Source organism: Paenibacillus sp. J22P15, from assembly GCF_056269345.1.
Map to the genome: position 1 here is coordinate 43504 of NZ_JBWDNT010000013.1, position 26474 is coordinate 69977.

Genomic DNA, 26474 nt, shown 5'->3' on the forward strand with positions numbered 1-26474 from the left:
CTTTAGTATATTGGATATTTAAATAGGGGATATGGGAACATGTTACCGCTTATAGGCACTGAGTTGATATAGAACAGTTTGCCGCGGCAGCTGTTCCTTGTTTTTATTAAGCTAACTGGCAGCATTCATAAATGTTGACAGTAACTGTTGAATAGGGTAGCTCACAAAAAAACGGAGAGATGGCATAGATGCCGATCTGCTCCGTTTAGTGTCGTATTTTACATGCATAGATTGGATAGTTGATTAATCTCTTCTAAGACGTCGTCTTGGATTAGATCGTATTTTGATCCATACTTGGTCTTCGTCATCACGGTAAAAACGAATTCCGATTAATTTTAATGGTGACCATATTTCTTTGAAATAGTAATTCGGCATCTGTTGTCTCTCCTAATGAGATAATATATTAATAGTATTATATTCCCAATGGAAGAAATTATTTGTCACATCTTGTGCGAATAAATTAGCAACTATTGTCGAATGAAAATCATATAGAAGCGAATACAATCACCCGAAGAACACAAAAAAGCGACCTCATGAGATCGCTTTTTTGTGTTCTTCGGGTGCGTGGTAGTTAGAATATAGTTGGGCTAATCGTCCAACTACTCTTTAATCGAGCCAATTAGTAAACCGCGTATGAAATAACGTTGCAGAAACGGGTAAAAAAGGACGATTGGTCCAATGGTCATAATAGCTGTAGCCATCTTCACAGATTCGCTAGGCAATGTTGTATTCATGGTGTTTCCCATCGTTGATTGCAGCGACTGGAGCATGTTGATTTCCGAATTCAGCTTAAATAGCATATATTGAAGCGGATAAAGGTCTGGATTATTGACCAGCATGATGGCATTAAACCAGTTGTTCCAATAACCGATTCCATAGAACAAGGTAACTGTCGCAAGTACTGGCAAGCTTAATGGAATAAAGATACGAAACGCTATGTAATAGTCGTTTGCTCCATCGATCTTAGCTGCTTCCACTAATGCATCCGGCAGTTGCTTCATATAATTGCGTACCAAGAAGAGATTAAACGGTGTAAACAAGAGTGAAGGAATGATAAGTGCCCATATATTGTCCTTTAGACCTAACGCATTGGACATCATGTACCAAGGGACAAGTCCTGCACTGAATACCATAGTAACGAAGAAAAACATAGACAATCCGTTGCGATATTTCACATGCTTTACAGAAAGAGTATAGCCCGCCATCGCTGTAATGAGTACAGCAGTAAAGGTACCGATAAGCGTAATTGTAATGGAAACGATATAGCTTTGAAGCAGTGGTGATGATCCAGCAAATAGCATTTTATAGGCATCAATCGATAATTTATCGGGAAAAAAGCTATAGCCATTGGCTTGGATTGCTACCTCGTCTGTGAAAGATACGATCAATACGAGCAGTAAAGGAAGTATACACATAATCGAAATAATCGAGAGGAACGCTACGTTTACATGATCAAACCATTTACTTTTTTGCACGAGAGCACCACCCTTCTAGAATAATGAATTTTCTGGACTAAATTTCTTCACGAGCCAGTTGACAGAGAATACAAGAATAAAGCCTACAACGGATTGGTACAGACCGATGGCCATCGCCTGAGCGGGGTTACCAACTGTACGTAAAGTCCGAAATACGTAGGTGTCAATAATATCGACAGTGGAGTACAGCATCGAATTATCTTTAATAATGGCGTAAATCATGTCGAAGTTACCGTACATAATTTTTCCGAGTGATAACAGCGTTAATATGATGACTGTCGGGATTAACAGTGGAATTGTAATCCGACGAACTTGCTGCGAGCGGCTAGCGCCATCAATTTGGGCTGCTTCGTATAAGGTGCTGTCGATCCCTGTAATAGCTGCTAGATAAATAACAAGGGAGATACCGATATCCTTCCAGATCGCAGAACTGACTAATATTTGCATCCAATACTGTGGGGAAGAATACCAATTGATCGCATCAATTCCGAACCATTCTAATACTTGATTGACAATACCTACATTCGAACCAAATAAGCTATAAATAACATAGCTAATAACGATCCAAGACAAAAAGTTAGGAAAGAGAATCGTTGATTGTGTAATCTTTGCAAACAGCTTGCTCCTAAGCTCGTTGAACATCACGGCAAGAAAGATGGCACATACAGTACTGAAAAAAATATAAAGCAGATTGATTTGAATCGTATTGAAGGTGACTTGCCAAGCGCGATCGGAGGCAAAGAAAAACTTGAAGTTATCAAATCCAACCCAATCTGATCCAAAGAGGCCTTTCTTGTAATTGAATTTCTGAAATGCGATTACCATGTACGGCAATGTTAGGTAACCAAAAATAAAGGTGTACAGTACTGCGGGTAATACCAATGAATAAGACTGAATATTTTTGCACAACTCACGGTATATGGATGATATTTTCTGCATTCGTTGCACACTCCCTTCCTCATGCTTCATAGATGGTTGCTTGTTGATGTCATAATCATAGGTTTGTTTGTTAGGAGCGTAAACTTTGATTTTATCGAAATCGCTTAAAGTAAGCAGAAAGTGGTTGTTCAATTTTTTTGAATCTCTATACTTTTTGAAAATAGTGCTGGATTAAGCTTTTATGTTATTAAAATATTCTATAGTATTGAGGGGAAAATCCTTATGAATAGCTAAAGTAAAATAATTAAGAAGGGTGTGGCAAGCAATATGAAGATTAAACGCAGACTGATTCGACATTCCGCATATTCTCATATGTTTCTAAGCTTGGTATTTTTAACGGGAGCGGTGATCATAGTGCTGTGTATTAGCATGTTTATATTGTTTTCCAACAATACGGTGAAGGATGTCGGCAAAATATCCGAATCGATGCTAAGACAGACGAGCTATGCAGCGGACATTGTAAACGATCAGATCTATGAGATCGGTAATCATCTGATTAATAACAAGGCGGTACGATCGGCTATGTTTGGTAAGGAATTGAATCGTATTAAAGAGTTTGAAGCAGTGACGGTATTGAGCGATATCCAATCTACCTATTCCTTTATTTACTATATTGGAATCTATAATGGCATAACAGATCGATATATGAACAACAAAGGGATTAGTCGTACAGATGACCAGGAGATTATCGACTCTATTCGAAATGGGCCTGATACAAGCTATATGCAATACATTCCACGGGAAGTTATAGATCCAGGTAGCGGTACAACTCATCAAGTGCTGACATTCGTGCTTCGTCCAGGCGTTGCCTCAATAATGCCGCAAAATGGCGCCATTATTATTAATATCGATAGTCAGTACATCCGAAATTTGATTGGATCGCTTCAAAATACGAGTTCGCAACAGATGATGGTTCTGGATAGCGAAGGGAGTGTCCTGGCGGATTCGAGCGGTAGTCTATTCAACAAGTCATTAAGCGAAGTTCCATATATTAATAGAATATTAAATAGTGATGCGAGCAGCGAGAGTTTTATTGATCAGGTGGATGGCCATAAGAGTCAGATTAGTTACATTAAATCGCCTCAGCTTAAGTGGGTATTTGTCAGTGTAAGTCGTTATGAAGACTTGATTGGTAATGTTAGTACACTTAAAGTTATTACATTAATTATTGCGGGAGTTATGATTGCAATCAGTGTAATCGCTTCCATTTGGCTGTCGAATCAGATGTATAATCCCATCAAAAATCTGCTTGATAAGATCAGCAGCATGAATATTACAAAGCAAGTTAGAGGAAAGGAGCAAGATGAATTTCGATTTTTGGATCAGATCTATTCCACGATTAATGATAAAGTTTCCCATCTTGAGCCAGCATTAGAGCTTGTTAAAAAGAGCCATCTGTTTCGCTATCTAAATGGGAGTCAAGTGGATCTAGTCAAACGCTACCAGGAGTCGCTGAAGGGACCTTATTTTGTTTCAATTGTGATGATGCTGGATGAGGTAAAGAAGCTTGAAGCAAAGCATGGAGTGAAAAATAAATCAATCATCCAATACGGCATATATAATATTGCTCAAGAAATCATGTCGGACTTTAATGATGCAGAAGTGGTCGTTATTTCAGATGAAGAGTTTGCAATAGTAAGCTCAATCGAGAAGCCGCTTTATGGACCAGAGCTATTAGTGTTATTGGATCAGATACAGAGTAATAATAGACGAATATTCAATGTTAGCTTGACGATAAGTATTGGACCAGTAGTTGAAGGGGGCGATCAGATTCGACAATCGTATCTGATTGCGAAAGAAAATAGCTATAATCGTTTCTTTGAAGGAAACGGTCGTATCTTCGAATGTGAGACAGACGGCAATGATGATAGTGAGTTTGAATATCTTGTTTCGATTGAGAAGCAGTTAATTGAGAGTATACAGTCGACGCAACGCGAGCAGATAGAGAAAGCGCTCGAAGTGTTTATCGATCGAATTCATGAAGGTAGCTATCATCAAGCGCTATTTACAACGAATCAGCTGCTAGTGTCGTTGTTTAAGTATTTTAAAGAGATGTCGTATCTCTCAAAGGAAGAGTCTGAGCGGTTTATACAGATCGCCTTTGATCTATCTACCTATGAAACGATATCAGAATTGAAGACGGATCTCTATAAGGTTTGTGAGTCTATTTGTAATCAGATCGAAGAGAAGAACAATAATCGCAATGCACAGCTTATTCAAACCGTGATTAGCTTCGTAGAAGTTAATTATGCTAAAAATGATCTTTCATTAGAGTTATTGGCCCAGCAGGTGCAATTGACTCCTGGATACTTGGGAAAATTGTTTAAGCTGCACTGCAGCATGTCGTTTAACGATTATCTCAAACATATTCGTTTAGAAAAATCGAAGGAGCTGTTAGCGGAAACAACAGCTTCTACACAGTACATTAGTGAGCAGGTCGGAATATTGAATACCACTTATTTCTATACGTTGTTTAAGAAGAAATACGGAATTTCACCAGCACAGTATCGCAGTGAAATCTTACTTAGCCGCCAACAAAATGTCTAATCAGCGATTATTGGAGTCTTTCTAAATAGATTGGTCTAGCCTGTCTTTAATAGCCTAATTCGTAATAATTGAAGTAGAACCGTATTTATGTACTGCATTAATGCAGGAGATTATAGAAATTGCTGATATTCAAAGTGTACGATTCTGGTCTAGAACGATTATGATGAATCCGAAACAAGCTACATCACACAAAGGGGAGGAAATGTTATGAACAAAAGAAAAACTTTTATCCTTGCAATTGCGTGTCTGGTAATGGTGATGTCCATGTTGTCGGGATGCTCAAGCAATAAAGAGAACAGTAATGCAGCAGCCGACGATCAAACGGGAAATGCTGTAAGCAATCAAGAGAAGAAGCTAGTTCGTTATGTAATGCCTGGTGTAGCACCACAGGATCAGGCACTGGTAGAGGAAGCTATTAATAAGAAGCTAGAAGCGGATGGACTAGCCCTTACCTATCAAGCGATATACATTCCTTGGGACGTTTGGGATCAGAAGACGAATCTTATGATGTCCACAGGTGAAGAATTTGAACTTATTCATATTATGCATGATATGAAGACGCCAGATGTGCTTGCTAGTAACGGCGGAATCATTCCTATCGATCAATACTTGGACGAGTATGGTCCTGAGCTGAAAAAGAGTATGCCGGAATGGATCTGGGATTCTGCGAAGGTAAAGGGGGAAACGATGTTTGTTCCAAACTTCTGGCTCGATACCGCTTATTCGGAAGGGATGGTTACATTCCGTAAGGATCTGCTAGATGCAAATAATTTAACTCCGCCCACGTCGGCAGAAGAGTTGATGAATGCAGCGGAAACGATCCAAAAAAATTGGCCGGATGTAAATAAAAATGTGTACATTAAGGTACTGCCTGATGAACCAGCTAGATACTTGCATACAACGTATGATACGTATCCGTTCACCGTATTCCAGAATCTTATCTATATCGATCAGCAGGGCAATGTGAAATCCTGGCTGGAAACAGACGAGTTCAAGAAGGATGCGAATTATTTCCGTGAAGCTTATACACGTGGCCTCATTAATCCGGATATATTGACACAGCCTGTTGACGTTGCTTCCCGCGAAGAGTCGAAAGGCCGCATGCTGTATCGTGAAGGCGAAGGTATTGCTGGCTCGAAGAAGCTAGCTAAAGATGTACCAGGTGCAGAATTGGAGCTTTACTATCTGAATGAACAAGAGCTTTTTAGACCGTATGGTGTCCGTAACTCGAATGGTGTTTCGGCAACTTCTGAGCATCCTGAAGCAGCAGTACAATTTTTGAATTGGGTATTTAGCAGTCAAGAGAACTATGATCTTGTCTTGTACGGTATTGAGGGAGAGCATTGGAAAGGTAAAGGCAAGAACAGTATGGAAATTCTTAAGAAAGATGATAATGGCTCACCTACTTATCAGTTAGTTTCCTGGATGCTGGGCAATTTGGAAATGAGCCGTTGGGATACAGACACACATCCGATGTTTGTTGAAATGAGAACGAAGATTGCTGATGATGCCGTTAACAGTATTGCATTAGGCTTTAACTTTGATGCAAGCTCGGTTGCGGTTGAATATGCGAATTGCATGACTGAGCTGAAGACGAGCATGTCGCCAATTAAGCTGGGTTTGTTGGACTATGATGAAGTATTTCCAGAAGCTATTAAGAAGATGAAATCTGCTGGCTTGGACAAAGTTGTTGCAGAATATGAGAAACAGTTTAAAGAGTGGTTAGCTGCTTCTAGTAAATAATTTATAGAGATGTTGGTTCGCTTCAGCCCCATATCATATAGCGATATATGGATGGGGCTAGTTGTGTAATTCTATCAGCACATGTAGTACAGTCGTTAGATACAGCGGCAGTATGGGAACAATCATGTTACTGGAAAGATCGGTAAATAAACTAACAAGCCCTAGAACTACAGTGACTGGATTCATGGCGAAAAGCTTTTTCTTTTATGGTTGAGACAATGATTCCATTTCGTCACCTCTTGTTATAGAATTGCATTCTCCTTTAATTACAAAAAAATTTCCCAGTTTCAATATAATGGTTCATTTTCATAATTGGTATAAATGGAGTTTATGGATTGCTCACTTTACCAACATTTTCTTAGTTCTAGCCTTTCTTAAATACCATAGAGCTAGTCCAACAACAATCAAAATAACGACAAGAATCAGAAGGCATCGATGTAAGGTTTCGGTAACGACACGCCAATGCTCTCCTAAGTACGTACCTAAAGTGATAAATGTAACAGCCCAGAGCATGGCTCCGGGCGCTGCATACAGACTAAAGCTTCGATAAGACCATTTGCTGATCCCGGCGCTGTAAGCCGTTAAATGACGAACTCCCGGAATGAAATATCCGATAGTGAGCGCGAATTTACCAAACCGCTTAAACCAGTGTTGTGTTTTATCTAACTTCTCTTTCGTGATATGAATTTTACGCCCGTATTTTTCTAAAAGCAGATACCCGAATTTATGTCCAATAAAATAGCTGATGGACATGCCGATAAAGCTACCTAATACCGAAACAGTAACTGTCGGAAAATAATGAAGTTTACCTTTCGAAATTAAGTATCCCGAAAACGTCATTAAGATCTCGTCCGGCACTGGCAAGCCTATTATACCAACCACCAAGGCACCGAAAATGCCTATATAGCCATAATGGGCAATGAACCATAAAAGCTTCTGCTGCAACATGAGTCTTTCTCCTTTTAGGTTGTGGTTTTTCTTTTTAGTCTTTCCAAAATCCACAATGTCATGATCCCAGTAGAGAAAATCATTCTTCCTAAGAAAAGAAGTTCCCCGATATTCTATTTTATCGTGACCGGCATTCTCATGAACTTTTAATCTAAATCTCCCTAAACTCTCAGATGTTTCGTTTACAATGGTTCTTGTAAGCAAAACAAATCATTTAGGAGGAACAAATAATGAATAAAAAGATTATGTTATTTGCACTTACAGCCGCATTGATCGGTGGAGGCGTGGCAGGTGCTGCTCTACTTCCATCAGCTAATGCGGATTCACAAGCTGCTATTGCAACGCAATCTCAGACTGATAACGATATTGAAGCAGCGGATGGTCAAAATGACAATGATGCGGAAGTAAACGACGATCAAAATGGACAAGACGATAATGATGCGGAAGTAAACGATGATCTAGAAGGACAAGACGACAATGACGCGGAAGTAAACGACGATCAAGAAGGTCAAGACGACAATGATGAAGATGTGACAGCTGAAGCAGCTAAAATTACAAAAGATCAAAGCATTGAGATTGCAAAAAAACAATTTCCAGGTGATGTTCTAGAAGCTAAATTAGAAAATGAAAACGGCAGCCTCGTTTACAACATTACAGTTAAGGATAAATCCGGCAAGAAACAGGAGTTAAATGTTGACGCGGCTACGGGATCAATCCTTCCTGAAAACGACTAATACTTGAATAAGACCTAAGCATGCTCTGCTTAGGTCTTATTTTTTAATGAAGCATAAATTGTTTTTTATCTCTAGCGTTTATCGTGCATAATAAGAAGGATTATATGTTCTGTTGAATAGGAGTGCCAATTAGTGGGAAAACGCGTGCTGATCGTAGAAGACGAAGAGAAAATAGCAAGATTATTACAATTAGAGCTTACACATGAAGGTTATTTAACTGAAACCGCTATGAATGGCAGGGAGGCACTCGATAAATCGTTAGCTGTGTCATGGGATCTAATACTCATGGACGTCATGCTCCCTGAAATGACAGGTATAGAAGTATTAAGAAGAATAAGGAATGCAGATATGACTACGCCTGTTATTATGCTTACAGCAAGAAATACAACTCCGGACAAAGTAAGCGGATTAGATCTAGGTGCCAATGATTACATTACGAAGCCGTTTGAAATTGAAGAATTATTAGCTAGGATGCGAGCATGTATGCGCAGTAGAGCGGAAGATGCTTCTTCAAGCAGTGCCGAAAGAAAAGAAGAATTTCAAATCGCTGACCTTACGCTTAATAAGAAAACCAGGATTGTCATACGGGCTGGCCATCAACTTGAGCTTACACCAAAGGAGTATGAGCTTCTTTTATTTTTAATGGAAAATAAAAACAACGTTCTGGATCGGGAGCAAATTATTGAACATGTCTGGGGATATGACTTTGATGGTGAATCCAATATTGTGGATGTGTATGTAAGATATGTTCGCAAGAAAATTGATTATGACTTCCCCGTAAAGCTGATTCAAACCATTCGCGGAGTAGGCTATTGTATACGGGAGGAAAACACGTGAAGCTTAAAAAAAAAATCACGCTGTTAACTTCTGTCTTGGTCATTTGCATTTTGATTGCTGTAGATTTGACCGTTTATTTCTTATTTATCAAAATTGCTACACAAAATGAAATTGAATCACTCCATAATAAAGCAGAGCAAATGATCGAAAAGATTGGTCCTGTTGCTCTTATGAACAATGTACAGTCACATCAGCTAAAGATGTTTTTACCTGAAGATACAACAATAAGAATTATTAATTCGAACTCCGAACTTGTAGCTGAAGTTTACGATGAAGAGAAGCAGGAACTTCCGCCTGCTCAATTTAGTAAACAGAAAGTAGGCCAGCTCAAGGAAGAAGCTGAACATAAGATTATCATCGTTCGTGAACCCATTGTATCGAATAATGTGATCGTTGGCACATTTGAGATGATTGAAAATATGGAGACGCTGGATTCAAGTACGGATTTACTTATTATGATTCTTCTCCTTACAACTGGGGGGGCAGTTATTCTAAGCTTCCTAGGAAGCTCGTTATTAGCCAAAACCATTGTAAAGCCGATTTCCAATTGCATCATTACGATACGGGAAATTGAAAGAAGCCTCAGCTTCAAAAGAATACCTTTAACAGGGCATTCCAATAATGAAATCAATCAAATGTCAGAAACCTTTAATCGTATGATCATTCGCCTTGAAGAAAGCTTTGTTAAACAGCAGCAATTTGTATCGGATGCATCCCATGAATTAAATACGACACTCACTATTGTTGAAGGTTATGCTAATATGCTTCGTCGTTGGGGGACGAAGGATGAGAGTATTCAACGGGAATCCATTGAATCGATTTATGAAGAATCCAAAAGGATGAGAAAAATGACAGAGCAGCTTTTGTTTTTGGCTTCATCGCAGCACGGGTCTAAGCTGGAGCTTGAGTCGTTTAATCTAGTAGAATGTTGTACTGAATCCGCATCGCTGTTAAAAAAATTGCATAAACGCTCCATAATCGTTGTTACGAGTGGACAGGATCCGATCATAATAGTAGATCACTTGAAAATTAAGCAGTTAATCCTTATTTTATTGGATAATGCTTTGAAATACAGTAAAGAGAAAATTGAGCTAATCATAAACTTTACGGATAAGGAAATTGAAATTCGAGTAAAGGATTATGGCATCGGTATTCCGAAGGAGTCGATTGCTCTCATCTTCGAACGCTTTTATAGAGTGGATAATTCCAGACAACGTAAAACAGGAGGAACCGGCCTGGGATTGCCTATCGCCAAAACCATTGTAGAAGAACATAATGGGAAAATAGTGGTTCAAAGCGAAGAAGGAGTCGGTACGGAAATGAGTATTTATTTACCAAGAAACAAGTAGTCAGCCCATTGGGATAGACCCATCATTTATGAAAGGGTTATCGCCACATGCCAATCAAGCTAAACGTTAAAAGGGACAGTAAACCGCTTATGCAGGATGCGGGTGACTGTTTCTTTTTGGTGCGTGTATAAACAGGTTTACATTGGAGCGGTATTAAACTGCTTCATCATCAGTATAGAGTTACTTTTACCAGGTATGATTGCTTGAAGTTTGCGGAACTTATGACTATGACCAGGTAGAACGATTGGCTAACGTTTCAGAAGCAGCTGATTGAATAAAGAAAGGAGCAGATAGTCAAAATGAAATTCATTCTACGAATGATGTTCATGATTAGTTTGACTTTTCTTATTATTATAAGCTCCTCCTCTGTCTCAGCTAAACGTACAACTGATGGGTACAACAATAAAGTAGCCGTTCTAATGTACCATCATGTTAGTGATCATGACTCCAGTTCTTCGACCATATCCAAGATGCTATTTAGAGACCAGCTTATTTATTTAAGGAGCAAAGGATTCCATTTCATTCGACTTGATGATTTTCGCCGCTATTTAGAAGGTGGCGATGTTCCGAATAATGCAGTGCTTATTACATTTGATGATGGTTATGAAAGTTTTTACAAGGCGGCTTATCCTATTTTGAAGGAATTATCTATTCCAGCTGTTAATTTTTCGATTACCAGTTATTTCGAGAAACCGCCGCAGTATTTATCGCATTTAACTTATGGTCAGGTTAAGAAGATGATGAACGAGTCATCAAACATCGATATTCAATGCCACACCCATCAATTACATCAGAAAGTCGGTCACAAAAGCACATTAACGTATGTAAATAAAAAGTCTGATGGAAAACAAGCGAAAACCGTGTATAAAACACGAATTTATAAGGATACTGCAGCCTGCGTTAAGCGTCTGCAAAAAGCGGGAGTGAAGAAACCGGACAGTATAAGCTATCCTTATGGTCTCTATGCAAAGTCATTGTTCCCAATGATGCTCGAATCGGGTATTCATTATGGTTTTACAACTAAACCAGCTTTGGCTAAACGAAATATAAATAAAATGGAGATTCCGAGAATTAATGCTGGCAGTTCCGATATTACGCCAGATATGCTTTATGAGCGAATAAAAAGGTCAAATTAAACACTTTCATTTCATTAAGTAATTTTCCCATGTATTGCGCCTGTGACTCGAAACTTCTCCACCCAATCCCTGAGAGGACAGCCCTGCTCAGCGCATGATATCACGAAGGCCGATCCTACTCTTGCCGTCTGAGGTGCAGGTGGCCTCGCACGGTCTGCTGAACACAATTTTCAGTACAAGAGGTTTGTTGCGGCGCTATACAAAAAGCCGGTATCCCCTATATTATTTGGGTTACCGGCTTTAAAGTTCTATATTATTTCCGCCCAGCTAGTACAAAATCAGCTTTTTTAGCATCGAATAAATTAGCTAAGTACGGTTAGCAGGGATTCCAGCGCCGTTTTACATGCTTCAGCGTCTTGATGTGCAGCGCGTAGTTGTCTCAATACCTTATCTATGGAATTGTCAATCGCTGTCCACTTCGTCTTGTTTATTGGTTTGAGCCGAGCCTGAGCGGTATCCCAAGCGGTTTCCAAATCACTAACGCGTGACTTAGCGGCGGACAAGTTCCCTGCTTGCACTAGACTTAGTGTATCTTCCGAAATTTTGCGGAAATTAGATATATCACCCTGCGGGAAGGCTTGTGTGACGGAGCCAGACGAGTTCCCTTGTGGTAAGGCATCTTGGAGCGTAGCATGACGCCAAAAATAGCCTGTTCCGGCTGCGAGCACCAGTACAAATACAACCACCGCAGTTTGCCAGAAAACGGAATTTCGTTTTGTATCAGTTACTGCCTTTCTTGATGGGGTGATCAAATCCCGCTTGGTGACAGAAAGGAAAATTACTATCAGCAGAATCGCTAAAATGAATATTGCGCTTGTAACAGTTGCACCTAATCCCAACCCGCCGTTATTTTGCGGTTGTGAAAGGAGGTCCCCCAACGAAGCACCCAAAGGACGCGTCATAATATAGGCAATCCAGAATGCTAATACAGAATCAAGCCCCAGTCGCCAAGCGACTGTCATGGAGGCAATTACCGCACAAACTATGACACCTGTAGCTAGGTAACCAAGGCCAAGGCTCTCTGCCATCAGGTCTCCAGACGCCGTACCAAGTGCAAATGTGAAAAGGATTGTTAACCAATAAAAGGCTTCCCTACGTTTAGTGAATATTGAATGAATAGAGAGCGTTTTCTCCTTGGCAAACCATAAGGCAAAGGTCAACACCATGACTACACTGAAAAATATAGTGCTCACTTCAAGAGGTATACCCATGTTGTCTGTCAGATTGTCTGTAACAAGTGTTCCAAAGATGCTTATTAAGAATACTGTCAACCAATAAATGCCCGGTATATATTTCTTCGCCTTAAATTGAAGGAACATCGCAACTAGTAACAAGGCTCCCATTACAATGGAGGTACCAGTCAGACCAAAACCAAGATTGACGTTCAGGAAATCAGCTGCAGTCTCACCGACTGTGGTACATAAGATTTTTATGATCCAGAAATAAAGGGTTATCTCGGGAACTTTGTTTAACATGCTTTTAGTTTCATTTGTTTTGATATTTTCCATTTTTCTATCTCCTTTTAAAAATTTTTATACACTCCACAATTGCCAACAACATTCTGTTTCACAAATACTCGAATCAGTCACCGAGTTTGCTCGGAGAGCTATCTCTCCTACTCTGTTGTGACAGTAAGAGCAGGTGGAGTGGCCGGGACTACACTAGAAGAATTTTCATCTATTAATCCTTTTATCATCACCATGCATGTTATTGTACATGCTTCACATGAAAAAATAATGAGAATTAGACTTTTTGAAGATCACCATTATTAATCAAAGTGAAATTAGTAATCCTGAGGCAAAAGAAAACGGCTAACCATTACGGCAGCCGTTGTATTGCGAACGTACGGGAGGGTTCGCATTGATTGGTGGAGGGAAGAAGAAGAAGTAGTAAGGACATGTATTCTACACTCGTAGAATACATGTCCTTTTTTATATTAAATGTGCTTACGTAGCTGGGATTATGTACAAGCCAGTTCCTTGAAGTTTCATATTATAAAACTATCAAACGAAGGAGTTGATTCATAATGAGCGTTCGTATTAACTATTCAACAGGTCCCGTCGAAAATGCAATAGGCCAAGCGGGGGTGCCTGGGGCGTCCAGAACCATATTCGTAAAGGCACTCAATAACGGCAAGAAGTCTGCAACGGTAAAGATTCGACTATTTGCCCTTAACGGTAAGAAGATTCTTAAAGCTACAAGAACCCTTAAGCTTGCTGCTGGGTCATCAGGATTTGTAGAGCTGAATGTGGCCAACTTAGTCCAATTCGAAGTCAGTATCACTACCAATTGCAACCGCGTGCTGGTTTCCGCATGGGGCAAAAACAAGAAAGGCAACTTGGTAGCCGCTCACCGCTTCACTCAAAACGAACTTGTGAAATCATTTCGTTGTGGCAAATAAAGCAGTATATTATCTTATTGATTCCAGATTATGTATTTCGTTCATCCAAGATAAATGCAATAACAACAAAAAGCCGCCAAAGGGCGGCTTTGTTATGTTCCCGAACATGAGTCCAGTTGCCATTATATTTAATGCAAATCCGTGTTCCCAGCCCTCAAGCAGTTCTCTTAGTTCTTCAGTGGTCGGTTTACGTGTTCAAGCTGTTCTTACCCGCATAAATTGCAGGTTTTTTGGCGATATTTTCGACAAATTTCCTATTGAAGGAAAGTACCTGATTGTTGATAGTTATCTATTTACAGCAACTATATGGATACTCTGGATTTACATATTGGAAAAATTCTATTTTGCGTTCTCATCTGGCTGATGAATACCAAAAATATTTCCTTCAGTATCAATATAATACCCCTGCCACGCCATTCCAGGCAGTGCATATTTCGGCAATGCAACCTGGCCTCCATTATTAACAATTTTTGCGTGAGTAGAATCGTAATCTTCCACTCCCATTGTACATGAATAGCCATTCAAAGGCTGGCCTGGTTTTGGGGAAACACCTTGACGCTGCATTAAAGCTCCGTTAATTCCAGGCTCATTTGCATCGCCAGTCACAGCTCCAAAATAAGGCATACCAGCATAACCGCTCCAATCTTCAAATTTCCATCCAAATATCTCTCCATAAAACTTCTTAGCACGCTCCATGTCATCTACATGAATTTCGAAATGAACTAATCTGCCCATGCTTTCCTCCTAATTGTTGACTTACTTAAATCTTTTATTACGTTTACTTTCTTTGATTATCCTTCTTCATTATTATAATAAATTTGGAACATTATTCAACTTCATAACATTGCCTGTTATGAAAGAGTAGCAAGCTCAATATCATACATTTGGAACTCGAGTCCACATGATGGTAAGTATAATTATGTTTAAATAGTAAAGAATAACCTAAATAAGACATAAGTGAAATAACTCGTTAAGAGGTGATCCTAATTCAAAACAAAGAGCTTCATATATGGAGTAGGAATCCACTTGTAACTTTTATTTCAGCAACTCTAAAAGGAATTTCACAGGTGTTATTGATTGATAATGCGATTACAGGACTGATTGTTCTAATCGCGATTATGATTACATCAGTTTCGCTAGGTCTTGTCACATTGGGTTCATCCATCATTGGAACTTGGATAGTTCTTGTTAGCGGGGCTAATAAGACGGTCATCCATCAAGGGATATTTGGATATAACTCGGTATTAACTGGTATGGCATTATTTTTGTATTTAAGTGGTGACCACAGGTGGATATTCACTTTAGCTGGTGCTGCTATTGCCGCGCTCTTTACAGCATCTTTGATGAATGTGATGAATCGCTTGGGAATCCCGGTACTTACATTTCCGTATATCTTGCTGACATGGTTAGTGCTGCTTGCCTCCTTCGGAATGACAAGTATTCAATTAAGTCCTGATCTTGTTCAGCAGGATCTCTCTCAAGGGAAACTGCAAACAGGAGGTCATATTGAATTAAGAGGTTTAATCTATGGAATTAGTCAAATCTATTTCTTGGAGAATGTATATTCTGCGATCCTTATATTACTCGGAATAATGTGGGCAGGTTGGCGATTGGGACTCTATGCTGTTGCGGGGATATTCATTTCTTGGTTAACGGCATATGGATTAGGAGCAGAAACTTCTTTGTTAAATATGGGAATGTATGGGTATAATGCAGTCTTGACGATTGTGGCCGTATCCGAGGTTTATGCGGACCGTCATAGCGCCCCTGCTTTGACAGGGGTCATTGCAGCGATGATAACTGTACCCATTACAGCAAGCATTAGTCATTGGATGGCTCCTTATGGACTCCCAGCACTAACGATGCCGTTTGTCATAGTGACATGGATTTTTATCAGTATGAAGAAAGTGTTACCTAGATTATAGAACGAGAATGGAGACGATGACCTTGTTCGAGAAGTTTGATGTGAAAGTATCTCTGGATGATACGGTGAACAGTCATTGGCATTTCACAGCAGGCAAGGATGGTATTGATTATCCCGGTCACTACGATGGCGGAGAGATTTATTGGTTTCATCCAATACCGGAAGACCATCATAAAGAACAGATGGAAGAAAGGGTTCATCAACTAATGGCTGAGTATCATCCATTGGACAGTGAAATGAGATGATGTTGTATAAGATTTTCAATCTATGGGAATAAGTTGGACATGAAAGTTGTGAAAGGGGAGTCCGATGAAGCTTACGCAACGTGAACAAGAAAAGCTGTTGATCGTCGTCGCAGCTGATCTTGCTAGGCGGAGGAAGGAAAAAGGGCTTAAATTAAACTATCCGGAAGCGGTAGCTTTGATTACATATGAGATCTTGGAAGGTGCTCGTGCAGGTAGTACCGTAGCCCAGTTAATGAGAGATGGAACAAAGATTCTAACCGCAGCAGATACGATGGAAGGCGTTCCGGAAATGATTCATGATATTCAGGTAGAAGCTACATTTCCCGATGGAACGAAACTCGTTACAGTCCATTATCCTATCAAATAAGACATGAGATGGAAGGGGGAGCTCGTAATGAAGCCCGGTGAATATGTATTGCGAGAAGGTGACATCATTTGCAATGAAGGTAGAGAGACAGACGTATTAGAAGTGACGAATATAGGAGACAGACCTATTCAAGTTGGTTCCCACTATCATTTCTATGAGGTCAATAGCGCCCTACAATTTATCCGGAAGCAGGCTCATGGCATGCGACTAGATATTCCAGCAGGTTCCGCTGTTCGTTTCGAACCAGGTGATACCAAAAAAGTGAATCTTGTTGCATTGGCAGGGGAACGTCGGGTGTATGGATTGAACAATAAAACAGATGGTAATTTAGATAAATAAGGAGGCATCCCATGAGTCTGCGTTTAACTAGAAAAGAATATGCAGATATGTTTGGACCCACTACAGGAGATGCGATCCGATTAGCAGATACAGATCTTTTCATTGAAATAGAACAAGATTACACCCACTATGGCGATGAATGCAAATTTGGTGGGGGGAAATCGGTCCGTGACGGTATGGGGCAGCATCCTTCCGCAACGCGGGCGGATGGCGTGATGGATGCTGTTATAACTAATGTCGTTATTTTGGATTATACAGGTATTTATAAAGCGGATATCGGAATCCGAGATGGTAAAATTGCGGGGATCGGCAAGAGTGGGAACCCGTACATTATGGATGGCATCGATATGATCATCGGGGCTACGACGGAAATATTCGCTGGTGAGGGATTGATTGTAACTGCTGGCGGGGTTGATACGCATGTACACTTTATTAACCCACACCAGGTGGAAACAGCCTTAACTTCAGGTGTTACTACGATGATAGGGGGAGGGACTGGACCAGCAGAAGGATCGAAGGCGACGACTTGTACCCCCGGAGAGTGGAACATCCATCGTATGCTTGAGGCGATGGAGGGGTTGCCGATCAATGTAGGACTCCTCGGGAAAGGAAGTACATCCTCAGAAGGGGCGTTGGTCGAGCAGGTTCTGGCTGGTGTAGTTGGATTAAAAATCCATGAGGATTGGGGAGCAACGGCTTCCGTCATCGACCATTCGTTGCACGTGGCAGACCAGTTTGACATTCAGGTGGCCATTCATGCCGATTCACTAAATGAATTCGGCTTCGTTGAAGACACCATAAAAGCGATTGATGGTAGGGTGATTCATACGTTTCATACGGAAGGTGCTGGGGGAGGCCACGCGCCCGATATGATTACCATGGCTGCCTTACCTAACATTCTCCCTGCATCTACGAATCCGACGAAGCCATACACCATTAATACCGTGGAAGAACATTTAGACATGTTGATGGTCTGCCATCATCTTAGTCCCAAGGTTCCAGAGGATGTGGCCTTTGCTGATTCACGCATTCGGAAGGAAACGATTGCAGCGGAAGATGTCTTGCAAGACTTAGGTGTGTTTAGCATGATGAGTTCCGACTCTCAGGCGATGGGCCGTGTTGGAGAAGTTATTTCTCGTACCTGGCAAACGGCGGACAAAATGAAAAAGCAAAGAGGGAAAATGATAGGGGATGAAGGGGTCGGCGATAACAACCGAGTGAAGCGGTATGTGGCCAAATATACAATTAACCCGGCGATTGCGCACGGCATTTCTTCCTATGTTGGCTCCATTGAAGTAGGGAAAGTGGCTGATCTAGTGCTCTGGCATCCGGCATTTTTCGGAGTGAAACCAGAGGTAATTATGAAGAGCGGTTTTGTCGCATACAGCGTTATGGGTGATGCGAATGCAGCAATCCCTACTCCACAACCGATTTTATTCCGCCCCATGTACGCTACATTAGGCAAAGCACTATATAACAGTTCAATCACGTTCGTATCCAAGGCCGCATATGAGGCGGGTATTAAGGAAAAGCTGGGGCTACAAAAACAGGTGCTTCCGGTATTCGGTATTCGCAACCTTACCAAGAAGGATCTGAAGTTAAATGGAGAAACCCCATCAATTGATGTTGATCCACAAACGTTTGAGGTTAAGGTAGATGGACAATTGATCACTTGCGAACCAGTTGATGTCGTACCGATGGCACAGCGTTATTTTCTATTTTGAGGTGAAGTTTTGTGATAATCAATCAAGTAGTCACTCATATTGAGAGTCTTAGTGAGGAACAAAGAAATAGTCGTCATATGGAAAAGGTGTTTTTGCAAAGTGATGATTTAGTTAAACGGATTCAACGGGTTGTTACCGATCATGGCAAAGAATTAGGGATTTCTCTTGGACATTCAAAGGAGCTTGTCCATGGAGATGTACTCTTTATGGATGATCATTCATTGGTTGTAATTCATGTATTACCTGATGAAGTACTCGTTATTCATCCGCGTACGATGCAGGAGATGGGCGAAGTTGCCCATAAGCTGGGAAACCGACATTTGCCAGCTCAATTTGAAGGCGATCAGATGTTGATCCAATATGATTATTTGGTTGAGGAGCTCTTACAAAAAGAGGGGATTTCGTGTTCCCGTGAGAAGATGACCGTGAGGAAAGCATTCCGACATGTTGAACATAGACACTAATCTTTCTTTACTGTCGCTCTTTCAATGGTGTGACTCAAGTGTGCCGACAGGGGCGTTCAGTCATTCATTTGGTCTTGAAACGTATGTCCAAGACGAGCAAGTAATGAACAAGCAAACTTTTTTAGAGTGGCTACAGATTTACGTTATGGAGCAGCTTGTTTACACAGATGGACTTGCCAGTCGTTTGACTTATGAAGCACTTGAGGAAGGCAATATGGAAGGGGTCTGGGCTCTGGATCGCAAGATCAGTGTACAGAATCTGGCTCGGGAGACGCGTGAAGGAAATAAGAGGATTGCGGAGAGAATGCTGCACCTCGGTATGGAACTGTATACTTGCCCAACACTACTACAATATCATCAAAGAATAAAAGATAAGCAATGCTGGGGGCATCCGTCGATCGTATTTGCAGTGATCACCCATCATTTACACATTCGCAAATCGACTGCGATTGTTTCGTACTTGTATGCTTCCATCGTGAGTTTGATTCAGAATGGTGTTAGAGCAATACCTCTTGGACAGACGGAAGGACAACGAATTATTCAGGAGTTGCAGTCTCCGCTGTACCAAGCGATGGAGCGGATTCAACAATTAGACCCGAAAGATTTCGGAATCACGTCACCGGGTCTGGAATTATCTCAAATGAGACATGAAAGGTTGAATATTCGTCTCTTTATGTCTTAATACAAAGGTTGGTAGAAGGAGGGGCAGTCATGGAACCGATCCGAATCGGAGTGGGAGGTCCTGTTGGGGCAGGGAAAACATTGCTCGTAGAAAAACTGACACGTTATTTGCATAATGAGATTAGTATGGCGGTTATTACAAATGATATCTATACCAAAGAGGATGCTAAGTTTTTAGTGATAAATGGCGTGTTGCCAGAGAATCGAATCATTGGCGTTGAAACCGGAGGATGCCCTCACACTGCGATTCGAGAAGACGCATCGATGAATTTTGCAGCTATAGAAGAACTGAAGCAAAGGCATTCGGATGTGCAAATGATATTTGTGGAAAGCGGTGGCGATAATTTGGCGGCAACCTTTAGTCCAGAGCTTGTCGATTTTTCCATCTATATTATTGATGTGGCCCAAGGGGAGAAAATTCCGCGCAAAGGCGGCCAAGGCATGATCAAGTCTGATCTGTTTATTATTAATAAAATAGATTTGGCGCCCTATGTTGGAGCTAGACTTGATGTGATGGAGGCGGATACCCAAACGTTTCGCGGCAATAAACCTTATATTTTTACTAATTTAAAGGAAGACTATGGACTGCCAAAAGTAATAGAATGGATTAGAAAGAACGCTTTGCTGGATGGATTAAACGGATGTCAGAACTAACCGGTTATTTGTTGATTGAAGTATGCAAGCAGAAAGAGAAAACGATTGTATCGGAAGTGTATTCGCAAGGAGCCTGGAAGGTGAACCCGCCTATTTATCTCGATCAAAGCGGACAGCCTTGTTGTTACATGGTCAGTCTAGGCGGAGGGTATGCGGGCGGAGATCGCTACAAAGCGGAAATTCGTCTAGCCGAGCAAGCGGAGCTTCTTCTTACAACCTTATCTTCTACGAAAATATTTCGAAGCCGAGGGGAGCCGGTTACCCAAGAGACGGATATTTATTTAGCAAGAGGAAGTGTTCTGGAGTATTTCCCTGATAATATTATTGCTTATCAAGATGCTCATTATGAGCAAACAACCGTCATCCGAATGGAATCAGGGGCAACGTTGCTCTATACAGAGTTGATAACGCCAGGATGGGCCCCTGATGGATCGTTATTTCGTTACGACACCCTTAAGCTCAAAACGGAGATTTATTTGGATAATGATTTGGTCGTATTCGATCATATCCGTCTTTGCCCTGGAGTTACGAATGTACAGGGAATCGGTATGTTGGAGGGATACACTCATTATGGATCGATGATTGTACTTGGGGAGCAGGCAACTCCGAAATTCCTTGATCAGTTGTATGAAAGCTTGAATGTAGGACAAGAACAAGTCAGATTAGGTTTATCCATGCTTGCGATTACAGGGTTTACACTAAGGATACTGGCGTTCTCAACGCAAGCAATCGAGAGCATATTTGAAAGCTGTCATCGGGAGATTCGCAAGGAGTGGTTCGAGAAGCAACCCGTCTCTTTTCGCAAATATTGAATATGTTAGACGTGGAGGTAAATCAGCATCGAATGGATGCGATCTACCTCTTTTTCGTGTTCTCAGAATATTAGGGATTGAATACTAATAGCCTAGTGAAGTGTTATTTGTGTCGGATTAGAAAAATAGCGGAGGGGGTCGTTAAGTGGAGTTAAGCTTATTATCCATACTGGGTGTCGGTTTTTTACTAGGCATCAAACATGCCATTGAACCGGACCATATTATCGCCGTATCAACCATTGCTAGCCGAAGCAAAAAAATATGGCGTTCATCACTCGCTGGTGTGTTTTGGGGAATCGGTCACACCGCCACGTTGTTTGTGGTTGGACTATTATTGATCATGATGAAAAACTCCATCTCGGAAAACTGGGCTCTTTCCTTAGAATTTTTAGTTGGCATCATGCTAGTGTATCTTGGCGTAAGCAACATTGTTTTTTTTCGTAAGCATACATCTTCGCAAAGCGCACTGCAGAAAGGGGAGTTGTCATATATAAAGTCGCTTTTCATTGGGTTTATCCATGGATTGGCGGGAAGTGCGGCTATGGTGCTTCTGACAATGTCTATGGTAGATACCCTTTGGAAAGGAGCACAATATATTCTGTTCTTCGGTGCAGGTACGGTAGTTGGCATGCTTATCTTCACTACGATTATCGGGATACCATTTGTCATGAGTTCTAAAAATAGAAGTATGAATACAATGCTAACACGTATGATGGGAGTAATCAGCATATTGTTTGGTTTGTATTACATGTATAATATTGCGGATTCGTTACTCGGCTAATGGTCTGTTTATAACTTATATCTATTACATAAATACAGAAGGTGATTGGATTGGTATGAAGGAGTAATACCGCCAATTTCGGTCGATGTTGTTAGGGAGATCAAACACGATTTCCCCGTTCCAGAGTATGAAAATCCACTTGACCCAACGTATGAGGACATAGAAGCAGGTTATGATCCCGATAATGTTGCAATCTTTAAGTACCTGCAGGAGTTGTTTTCTGTTGGGTTGGTCAGGCCGGTCGGAGTGGAATTTATGTGCTTTGCGGCAATGAACTCCAAATCCTGTCGTCTGATGGCGCTTGGTTATCAGTACTTAGAATTGTGGATCTGCACAGCCATGGTCCGCCTCCACCATAGTACACCAGTCCGCATGATGGCTGGTGTGTTTTTTTATGTGGGAAAGTAGACATTTTCTATACGCAATACGCTAATTCTGCTTGTAACGCTTGTACAGAGCTTTCAGCCGGTGCTTGTTTCTTTGATTGCAGGGAGTTTATACATTGTCTACTCATCTGCAATCTCTATCTGTGTATTAGATCTGGCGAAGAGATTCCAAAGATAGTGGCTGTTTCATTAGGAGACGTCTAGTAGTGTCTAACAATTGGAGGTGCACTGCAAAACTGTTTTTTTGTTAGCTAGTAGAATTTAGAGAATGTATTAAAAATATGAGTTACAAGAGTTATACAAATAGTAAAAAAATATAAAAAACTACGGATTTTGCGGATGTTGATTTGAGATCAGATTGATTACAATGCAATTATGTTGATGCGGAAGAAAAGGAGACCGACTTATCCGAAGACGGTCAAATCCTTATGTGATAATCCAAATATCTTCACGTATTACATATGTGCATTATAGTAGGTGATCTTCTTTGCATTATTATTATTATTAGCATATCTGTCATTTCTATTAAACTCAATTGACTTAGTTTGGAGGGTATCTATGTTCAGGCATAGAGATAAAGGGATTACGAGACATTTTATTAGAACTTTTGTATTGATTATCATTGTTCCATTCATCCTGTTTATCACCATATTTTATAAGTATTATTCAACATCATTAATTCAAAGGTCCGTTGATCAAGTTGTTCAGCAGCTGGATATCGCATCTAACAATATGAACGCTGAGCTGAAACGAGCCTCACTTACAATTGCGACAATCGCCAATGTGAATGACCACATTATATTAGATACTGCCTCAGCGTGGAGTAGAAGCTCGACTTCAGTAGACAAAATTCAGCTCGCACGTGAGATCGATGCTTACTTAAATAGTATCGCGAATTATAGCAATGAGATCGCCAGCGTTATTTTTACATTTAAGGATGGGGGTTTCTATTATTTTAAGAATCCTCCAAACTTGTCCGATTCTTCCATTCGCAGTCTACCATGGTATCAAGAGGCGCTGAGGAGCAGTAATGGAACAACAGTCATTGTGGATAGCTTGAACGGTATTACTTCAGATAAACAGGACATGTTTACCTTTTTACTTCAACCGGATCAATCGTTGGAGACTGAGGTTGAGATGATTTATTTGACGACTCACGCCTCTCTTCCTGATTTCAAACATTCGAATCCTGAAATTCAACGATTTATTATTGATCGAAACGGAAATCGAATTGTGAACCAGAATAATCATAATAAGCTAGATTCTAGAATCATGATGGAACTATCCAAGATGATACAGAAGCAATCGCATGATCGTGATGATGATTACTCCTTTGTTAAGATAAATGGAGAGAATAAGCTTATTAAGCTGTACTCGTTCGAGAAGACAGATTGGAACATCGTCAATATTTTAGACAAAAGTGTGGTTACGAAGGATGCAAACCAGTTCTTGAAGCTATCCATTGTTTTTCTGTCCGCTAGTTTTGCGTTGTTTATCGTATTTCTACTTTGGTTTTTTCAAGACATCCTTAGACCGTTGCAGCATCTCATTAGAGCAATGAGACAGGTGGAGAAAGGTGATTTTCTGACTGAGGTCAAGGCAGACGGAAGAGGTGAGATTAGGCAGTTGGGCCATTCCTTTAATCGCATGGTTTCTCAAATCAGAGATCTTGTTCAAGAACGTGATTTGAAGGAACGAGCACGCAGCCAGGCTGAAATCGAAGCTCTGCAGTCACAAATTAATCCACACTTCTTATCGAATACATTGAATTCCGTTCGACTTATGGCTATGATCGCCAAGACAGACAATATTCGTAAAATTATTGAAAGCCTATCAGCCCTTCTGACCCATGTATTTCGCGCGCCAAACTCGCTAGCACCGATCGGTCAGGAGATCAAAGTACTAGAGTCTTACGTTCATATTATGCAGGTTCGTTATGGAGGCAAGCTTAATATCCAATTTAATATTGATGAGACGCTTTTGGATTACGACATGCCCAAAATGCTGCTTCAACCGATTTTGGAGAATGCTATTTTCCATGGGCTTGATCAACAACATATGAACGAACTGATTGAGGTGAAGGCGATTCGACATGAGCTTGGCGTGAGCTTTACCATCACGGACTATGGGAGAGGAATGTCAGACGAGCAAGTTAGGGGATTGCTGCAGCAGGGTGAGAAATTCCAGCGTGGAAATTTTAGCGGGATAGGCGTAAATAATGTGTTACAACGAATTGAGCTTAATTATAGTCATCCCTATGGTCTGCAAATTGATAGCAAGTTAGGTCGAGGGACCATCGTTACAATTCTGCTTCCAAGGTTATGAACATGATACTTCATTGAGAGGACGAGCCGTATGATGAATGTGATGATCGTAGAAGACGAGACGATTATGAGATTGGCATTATCTACTCTGATTGACTGGGAAACGAACGGATTTCGGATTGCTTATGAAGCGAGTAATGGTTATCAAGCACTTCAGTATATTAAGGAAAATCGTGAGATTGACATTGTGATTACGGATTTGAAGATGCCTGTGATGGATGGTTTAGAGCTTATTGATGAGCTTAATCAGTTGAATGGAACTTCACCCCATGTTGTCATTTTAAGTGCGTACGATGATTTTGAATTTGTCAGGAAGGCATTTAAGAAGGGGATAAATGACTATATTCTTAAAACGGAGATGGAACCGAAAGTTGTACTGGAACTCATGAGTAGAATTAAGCATGACTATGAAGTTGAACAGACAATGTCAAAACAGTCGAGAGAAATCTTTCATGGCGAACGGATACGGTTGAAACAGCAAACCATCCGAGAATGGCTTGAAGTTGGCGTGAGTCCTCAGTTGGAACCTTCTATTCTGGAGGATTCGAACATGAGATTGGAATGGACCAACATTACAGTTTCAATGATTCGAGTAGAGGGCTTTGTTGAGGTGCAGGAGCGGTATGGTTCGTCTATTGGAGAGTTTGTAAGTTCCGTTGTAAAGTCTATTGATCAGGTGCTAACAGAGGTAGGAACAGGCGAAGTCATCAGCTGTAATCCGTATGAGTACGTGGTGCTGTTATCGTTTCGAACGAGTAGTTTAATGTTAGTTCGACATAGTATTTCGCAGATCATGGATCAGATAATATTTGTACTGAAGGAATACATCAATATTCAAATCACGATCGGCGTAAGTGAGCTGTGTGAAGAGTTGAAGAACATCCCGGCGTTTTACCTTCAAGCTCGAAAGAATGCGGATTTGCGATTTGTTATTAATAAACATAGGATCATTTACCCTGAGGAGGCTAACCATTTCCTGAAGCAGTCGGGAGAGACCTTGATCGGAAAAGAACAAGCCTTGCTGGATGCTTTGAGGGAGGGCAACGAGCAATCGGTGCTGCAAGAACTAGACCATATGTTTACACGGATAAAGCGTTCTGCCTCCTTGGGAAATGAAGTACTGCGTGCCCGCTATACGGAACTCTTAATGATATTAATGAAATTCATGTATGATAACGGTTTTGTAAACAATCAGGAAATGAATAATATAGAGGACGTATATCAGATGGCTTGGCAGATTGACACCGCTGATCGTTTGCAAGCCAGGATTTCCAGCTTGGCTCAGCAGCTTCTTCAAGAGATCGATAAGAAGGCGGGTCAGATGAATCGGGTTGTAGCCATTGCGCAAGCTTATATTGTGGAACATTACGATGAGGAAATTACACTTGGAAAAGTAAGTGAAATCGTGCATTTAAGTGAAAGTCATTTCAGCACGTTGTTCTCAAAGGCGGTAGGCGAGACATTTAAAGAATTCGTAACCAAAGTACGCATGGAAAAGGCAATGGAAAGCATGAGGAAGGAGCCTTATCTCAAAATATATGAGATTGCAGAGCGTACAGGGTATGCAAATACGGAGCACTTTAGCCGGGTTTTTAAGAAGACAACCGGTGTAAGTCCAAATCAATTCATGAAATCGGTTTCAATATAACCAAAACTATATCATG

At 40.7% G+C, this 26474-nt stretch carries 26 protein-coding genes; 20 read left to right on the top strand and 6 right to left on the bottom strand.

Annotation, left to right across the window (positions count from 1 at the left end):
* Nucleotides 1-243: 243 nt before the first annotated feature.
* From AC0YN6_RS21750 to AC0YN6_RS21760, 3 genes are all read right to left on the bottom strand, one after another.
* Nucleotides 244-375, bottom strand: a complete 132-nt coding sequence (locus AC0YN6_RS21750) for a hypothetical protein (protein WP_475749417.1) — start codon at nucleotides 373-375, stop codon at nucleotides 244-246.
* A gap of 224 nt (nucleotides 376-599) precedes the next feature.
* Complete coding sequence (locus tag AC0YN6_RS21755; protein ID WP_475749418.1) at nucleotides 600-1475, bottom strand: carbohydrate ABC transporter permease; 876 nt, start codon at nucleotides 1473-1475, stop codon at nucleotides 600-602.
* 15 nt (nucleotides 1476-1490) lie between these two features.
* Complete coding sequence (locus AC0YN6_RS21760; RefSeq protein ID WP_475749420.1) at nucleotides 1491-2414, bottom strand: ABC transporter permease; 924 nt, start codon at nucleotides 2412-2414, stop codon at nucleotides 1491-1493.
* 267 nt (nucleotides 2415-2681) lie between these two features.
* On the opposite strand from AC0YN6_RS21760, the gene AC0YN6_RS21765 reads away from it, so the two are divergent.
* On the top strand, nucleotides 2682-4961 hold the full coding sequence (locus tag AC0YN6_RS21765) for an AraC family transcriptional regulator (RefSeq protein WP_475749421.1): 2280 nt from the start codon (nucleotides 2682-2684) through the stop codon (nucleotides 4959-4961).
* Nucleotides 4962-5168: 207 nt separating this feature from the next.
* Entirely contained in the window at nucleotides 5169-6704 is a 1536-nt protein-coding gene (locus AC0YN6_RS21770; protein ID WP_475749422.1) for a DUF3502 domain-containing protein, read from the top strand.
* A 339-nt stretch (nucleotides 6705-7043) separates the two neighbouring features.
* On the opposite strand, the gene AC0YN6_RS21775 is transcribed toward AC0YN6_RS21770, so the two are convergent.
* Nucleotides 7044-7652 carry a DedA family protein gene (locus tag AC0YN6_RS21775; protein ID WP_475749423.1) on the bottom strand — a complete coding sequence of 203 codons (609 nt, stop codon included), beginning with the start codon at nucleotides 7650-7652 and terminating at the stop codon, nucleotides 7044-7046.
* A 230-nt stretch (nucleotides 7653-7882) separates the two neighbouring features.
* Between AC0YN6_RS21775 and AC0YN6_RS21780 the strand changes: the two genes are divergently transcribed.
* From AC0YN6_RS21780 to AC0YN6_RS21795, 4 genes are all read left to right on the top strand, one after another.
* A complete protein-coding gene (locus tag AC0YN6_RS21780) occupies nucleotides 7883-8386 on the top strand; it encodes a PepSY domain-containing protein (protein WP_475749425.1) in 504 nt (167 codons plus the stop codon).
* Nucleotides 8387-8518: 132 nt separating this feature from the next.
* Nucleotides 8519-9223 carry a response regulator transcription factor gene (locus AC0YN6_RS21785; RefSeq protein ID WP_475749427.1) on the top strand — a complete coding sequence of 235 codons (705 nt, stop codon included), beginning with the start codon at nucleotides 8519-8521 and terminating at the stop codon, nucleotides 9221-9223.
* Entirely contained in the window at nucleotides 9220-10572 is a 1353-nt protein-coding gene (locus AC0YN6_RS21790; RefSeq protein WP_475749429.1) for a HAMP domain-containing sensor histidine kinase, read from the top strand. Before AC0YN6_RS21785 ends, AC0YN6_RS21790 begins: the two co-directional genes overlap by 4 nt.
* Nucleotides 10573-10871: 299 nt before the next feature.
* Nucleotides 10872-11708: a polysaccharide deacetylase family protein gene (locus tag AC0YN6_RS21795; RefSeq protein WP_475749430.1), complete on the top strand. Its 837-nt coding sequence runs from the start codon at nucleotides 10872-10874 to the stop codon at nucleotides 11706-11708.
* Nucleotides 11709-12010: 302 nt separating this feature from the next.
* Here the strand turns inward: AC0YN6_RS21795 and AC0YN6_RS21800 are convergent, their stop codons facing one another.
* Complete coding sequence (locus tag AC0YN6_RS21800; protein WP_475749431.1) at nucleotides 12011-13216, bottom strand: COG4705 family protein; 1206 nt, start codon at nucleotides 13214-13216, stop codon at nucleotides 12011-12013.
* A gap of 518 nt (nucleotides 13217-13734) precedes the next feature.
* On the opposite strand from AC0YN6_RS21800, the gene AC0YN6_RS21805 reads away from it, so the two are divergent.
* Nucleotides 13735-14109, top strand: coding sequence for a hypothetical protein (locus AC0YN6_RS21805; protein WP_475749432.1), 375 nt, complete (start codon nucleotides 13735-13737; stop codon nucleotides 14107-14109).
* Nucleotides 14110-14448: 339 nt separating this feature from the next.
* Here AC0YN6_RS21805 and AC0YN6_RS21810 read toward each other — a convergent pair whose 3' ends face one another.
* Complete coding sequence (locus tag AC0YN6_RS21810) at nucleotides 14449-14844, bottom strand: VOC family protein (RefSeq protein ID WP_475749433.1); 396 nt, start codon at nucleotides 14842-14844, stop codon at nucleotides 14449-14451.
* A gap of 242 nt (nucleotides 14845-15086) precedes the next feature.
* Between AC0YN6_RS21810 and AC0YN6_RS21815 the strand changes: the two genes are divergently transcribed.
* The 13 genes from AC0YN6_RS21815 (at nucleotide 15087) to AC0YN6_RS21875 (ending at nucleotide 26458) form a co-directional block, all read left to right on the top strand.
* Nucleotides 15087-16034 carry an urea transporter gene (locus AC0YN6_RS21815; RefSeq protein WP_475749434.1) on the top strand — a complete coding sequence of 316 codons (948 nt, stop codon included), beginning with the start codon at nucleotides 15087-15089 and terminating at the stop codon, nucleotides 16032-16034.
* A gap of 22 nt (nucleotides 16035-16056) precedes the next feature.
* Nucleotides 16057-16278 carry a DUF5342 family protein gene (locus AC0YN6_RS21820; RefSeq protein ID WP_475749436.1) on the top strand — a complete coding sequence of 74 codons (222 nt, stop codon included), beginning with the start codon at nucleotides 16057-16059 and terminating at the stop codon, nucleotides 16276-16278.
* A 64-nt stretch (nucleotides 16279-16342) separates the two neighbouring features.
* Nucleotides 16343-16645 (top strand): urease subunit gamma, encoded by a 303-nt coding sequence (locus AC0YN6_RS21825; RefSeq protein WP_475749437.1) that lies wholly within the window; start codon nucleotides 16343-16345, stop codon nucleotides 16643-16645.
* Nucleotides 16646-16672: 27 nt separating this feature from the next.
* A complete protein-coding gene (locus AC0YN6_RS21830; RefSeq protein ID WP_475749439.1) occupies nucleotides 16673-16984 on the top strand; it encodes an urease subunit beta in 312 nt (103 codons plus the stop codon).
* 11 nt (nucleotides 16985-16995) lie between these two features.
* On the top strand, nucleotides 16996-18708 hold the full coding sequence (ureC, locus tag AC0YN6_RS21835; RefSeq protein WP_475749440.1) for an urease subunit alpha: 1713 nt from the start codon (nucleotides 16996-16998) through the stop codon (nucleotides 18706-18708).
* Between the two features lie 11 nt (nucleotides 18709-18719).
* The gene (locus AC0YN6_RS21840; protein WP_475749442.1) at nucleotides 18720-19172 is read left to right on the top strand and encodes an urease accessory protein UreE; all 453 of its coding nucleotides are present in this window, start codon (nucleotides 18720-18722) and stop codon (nucleotides 19170-19172) included.
* Nucleotides 19153-19854, top strand: a complete 702-nt coding sequence (locus AC0YN6_RS21845; RefSeq protein WP_475749443.1) for an urease accessory protein UreF — start codon at nucleotides 19153-19155, stop codon at nucleotides 19852-19854. The genes AC0YN6_RS21840 and AC0YN6_RS21845 overlap by 20 nt, the downstream gene beginning before the upstream one ends.
* 29 nt (nucleotides 19855-19883) lie before the next feature.
* On the top strand, nucleotides 19884-20507 hold the full coding sequence (ureG, locus tag AC0YN6_RS21850; protein WP_475749445.1) for an urease accessory protein UreG: 624 nt from the start codon (nucleotides 19884-19886) through the stop codon (nucleotides 20505-20507).
* Nucleotides 20495-21319, top strand: coding sequence for an urease accessory protein UreD (locus AC0YN6_RS21855; RefSeq protein WP_475749447.1), 825 nt, complete (start codon nucleotides 20495-20497; stop codon nucleotides 21317-21319). The genes ureG and AC0YN6_RS21855 overlap by 13 nt, the downstream gene beginning before the upstream one ends.
* A gap of 145 nt (nucleotides 21320-21464) precedes the next feature.
* Nucleotides 21465-22100 carry a HoxN/HupN/NixA family nickel/cobalt transporter gene (locus AC0YN6_RS21860; protein WP_475749448.1) on the top strand — a complete coding sequence of 212 codons (636 nt, stop codon included), beginning with the start codon at nucleotides 21465-21467 and terminating at the stop codon, nucleotides 22098-22100.
* A 45-nt stretch (nucleotides 22101-22145) separates the two neighbouring features.
* Nucleotides 22146-22508 carry a hypothetical protein gene (locus AC0YN6_RS21865; RefSeq protein ID WP_475749450.1) on the top strand — a complete coding sequence of 121 codons (363 nt, stop codon included), beginning with the start codon at nucleotides 22146-22148 and terminating at the stop codon, nucleotides 22506-22508.
* 536 nt (nucleotides 22509-23044) lie between these two features.
* Nucleotides 23045-24811 (top strand): cache domain-containing sensor histidine kinase, encoded by a 1767-nt coding sequence (locus AC0YN6_RS21870; protein ID WP_475749452.1) that lies wholly within the window; start codon nucleotides 23045-23047, stop codon nucleotides 24809-24811.
* Nucleotides 24812-24841: 30 nt separating this feature from the next.
* Nucleotides 24842-26458, top strand: coding sequence for a response regulator transcription factor (locus tag AC0YN6_RS21875; protein ID WP_475749454.1), 1617 nt, complete (start codon nucleotides 24842-24844; stop codon nucleotides 26456-26458).
* The last annotated feature ends 16 nt before the right edge of the window (nucleotides 26459-26474 follow it).

Bases quoted from the DNA above. Each gene is read 5' to 3' on its own strand.
- AC0YN6_RS21750 (WP_475749417.1), bottom strand. From the start codon at position 375: ATGCCGAATTACTATTTCAAAGAAATATGGTCACCATTAAAATTAATC.
- AC0YN6_RS21760 (WP_475749420.1), bottom strand. From the start codon at position 2,414: ATGCAGAAAATATCATCCATATACCGTGAGTTGTGCAAAAATATTCAG.
- AC0YN6_RS21765 (WP_475749421.1), top strand. From the start codon at position 2,682: ATGAAGATTAAACGCAGACTGATTCGACATTCCGCATATTCTCATATG.
- AC0YN6_RS21770 (WP_475749422.1), top strand. From the start codon at position 5,169: ATGAACAAAAGAAAAACTTTTATCCTTGCAATTGCGTGTCTGGTAATG.
- AC0YN6_RS21775 (WP_475749423.1), bottom strand. From the start codon at position 7,652: ATGTTGCAGCAGAAGCTTTTATGGTTCATTGCCCATTATGGCTATATA.
- AC0YN6_RS21780 (WP_475749425.1), top strand. From the start codon at position 7,883: ATGAATAAAAAGATTATGTTATTTGCACTTACAGCCGCATTGATCGGT.
- AC0YN6_RS21795 (WP_475749430.1), top strand. From the start codon at position 10,872: ATGAAATTCATTCTACGAATGATGTTCATGATTAGTTTGACTTTTCTT.
- AC0YN6_RS21800 (WP_475749431.1), bottom strand. From the start codon at position 13,216: ATGGAAAATATCAAAACAAATGAAACTAAAAGCATGTTAAACAAAGTT.
- AC0YN6_RS21805 (WP_475749432.1), top strand. From the start codon at position 13,735: ATGAGCGTTCGTATTAACTATTCAACAGGTCCCGTCGAAAATGCAATA.
- AC0YN6_RS21810 (WP_475749433.1), bottom strand. From the start codon at position 14,844: ATGGGCAGATTAGTTCATTTCGAAATTCATGTAGATGACATGGAGCGT.
- AC0YN6_RS21825 (WP_475749437.1), top strand. From the start codon at position 16,343: ATGAAGCTTACGCAACGTGAACAAGAAAAGCTGTTGATCGTCGTCGCA.
- AC0YN6_RS21830 (WP_475749439.1), top strand. From the start codon at position 16,673: ATGAAGCCCGGTGAATATGTATTGCGAGAAGGTGACATCATTTGCAAT.
- ureC (WP_475749440.1), top strand. From the start codon at position 16,996: ATGAGTCTGCGTTTAACTAGAAAAGAATATGCAGATATGTTTGGACCC.
- AC0YN6_RS21845 (WP_475749443.1), top strand. From the start codon at position 19,153: ATGTTGAACATAGACACTAATCTTTCTTTACTGTCGCTCTTTCAATGG.
- ureG (WP_475749445.1), top strand. From the start codon at position 19,884: ATGGAACCGATCCGAATCGGAGTGGGAGGTCCTGTTGGGGCAGGGAAA.
- AC0YN6_RS21855 (WP_475749447.1), top strand. From the start codon at position 20,495: ATGTCAGAACTAACCGGTTATTTGTTGATTGAAGTATGCAAGCAGAAA.
- AC0YN6_RS21870 (WP_475749452.1), top strand. From the start codon at position 23,045: ATGTTCAGGCATAGAGATAAAGGGATTACGAGACATTTTATTAGAACT.
- AC0YN6_RS21875 (WP_475749454.1), top strand. From the start codon at position 24,842: ATGATGAATGTGATGATCGTAGAAGACGAGACGATTATGAGATTGGCA.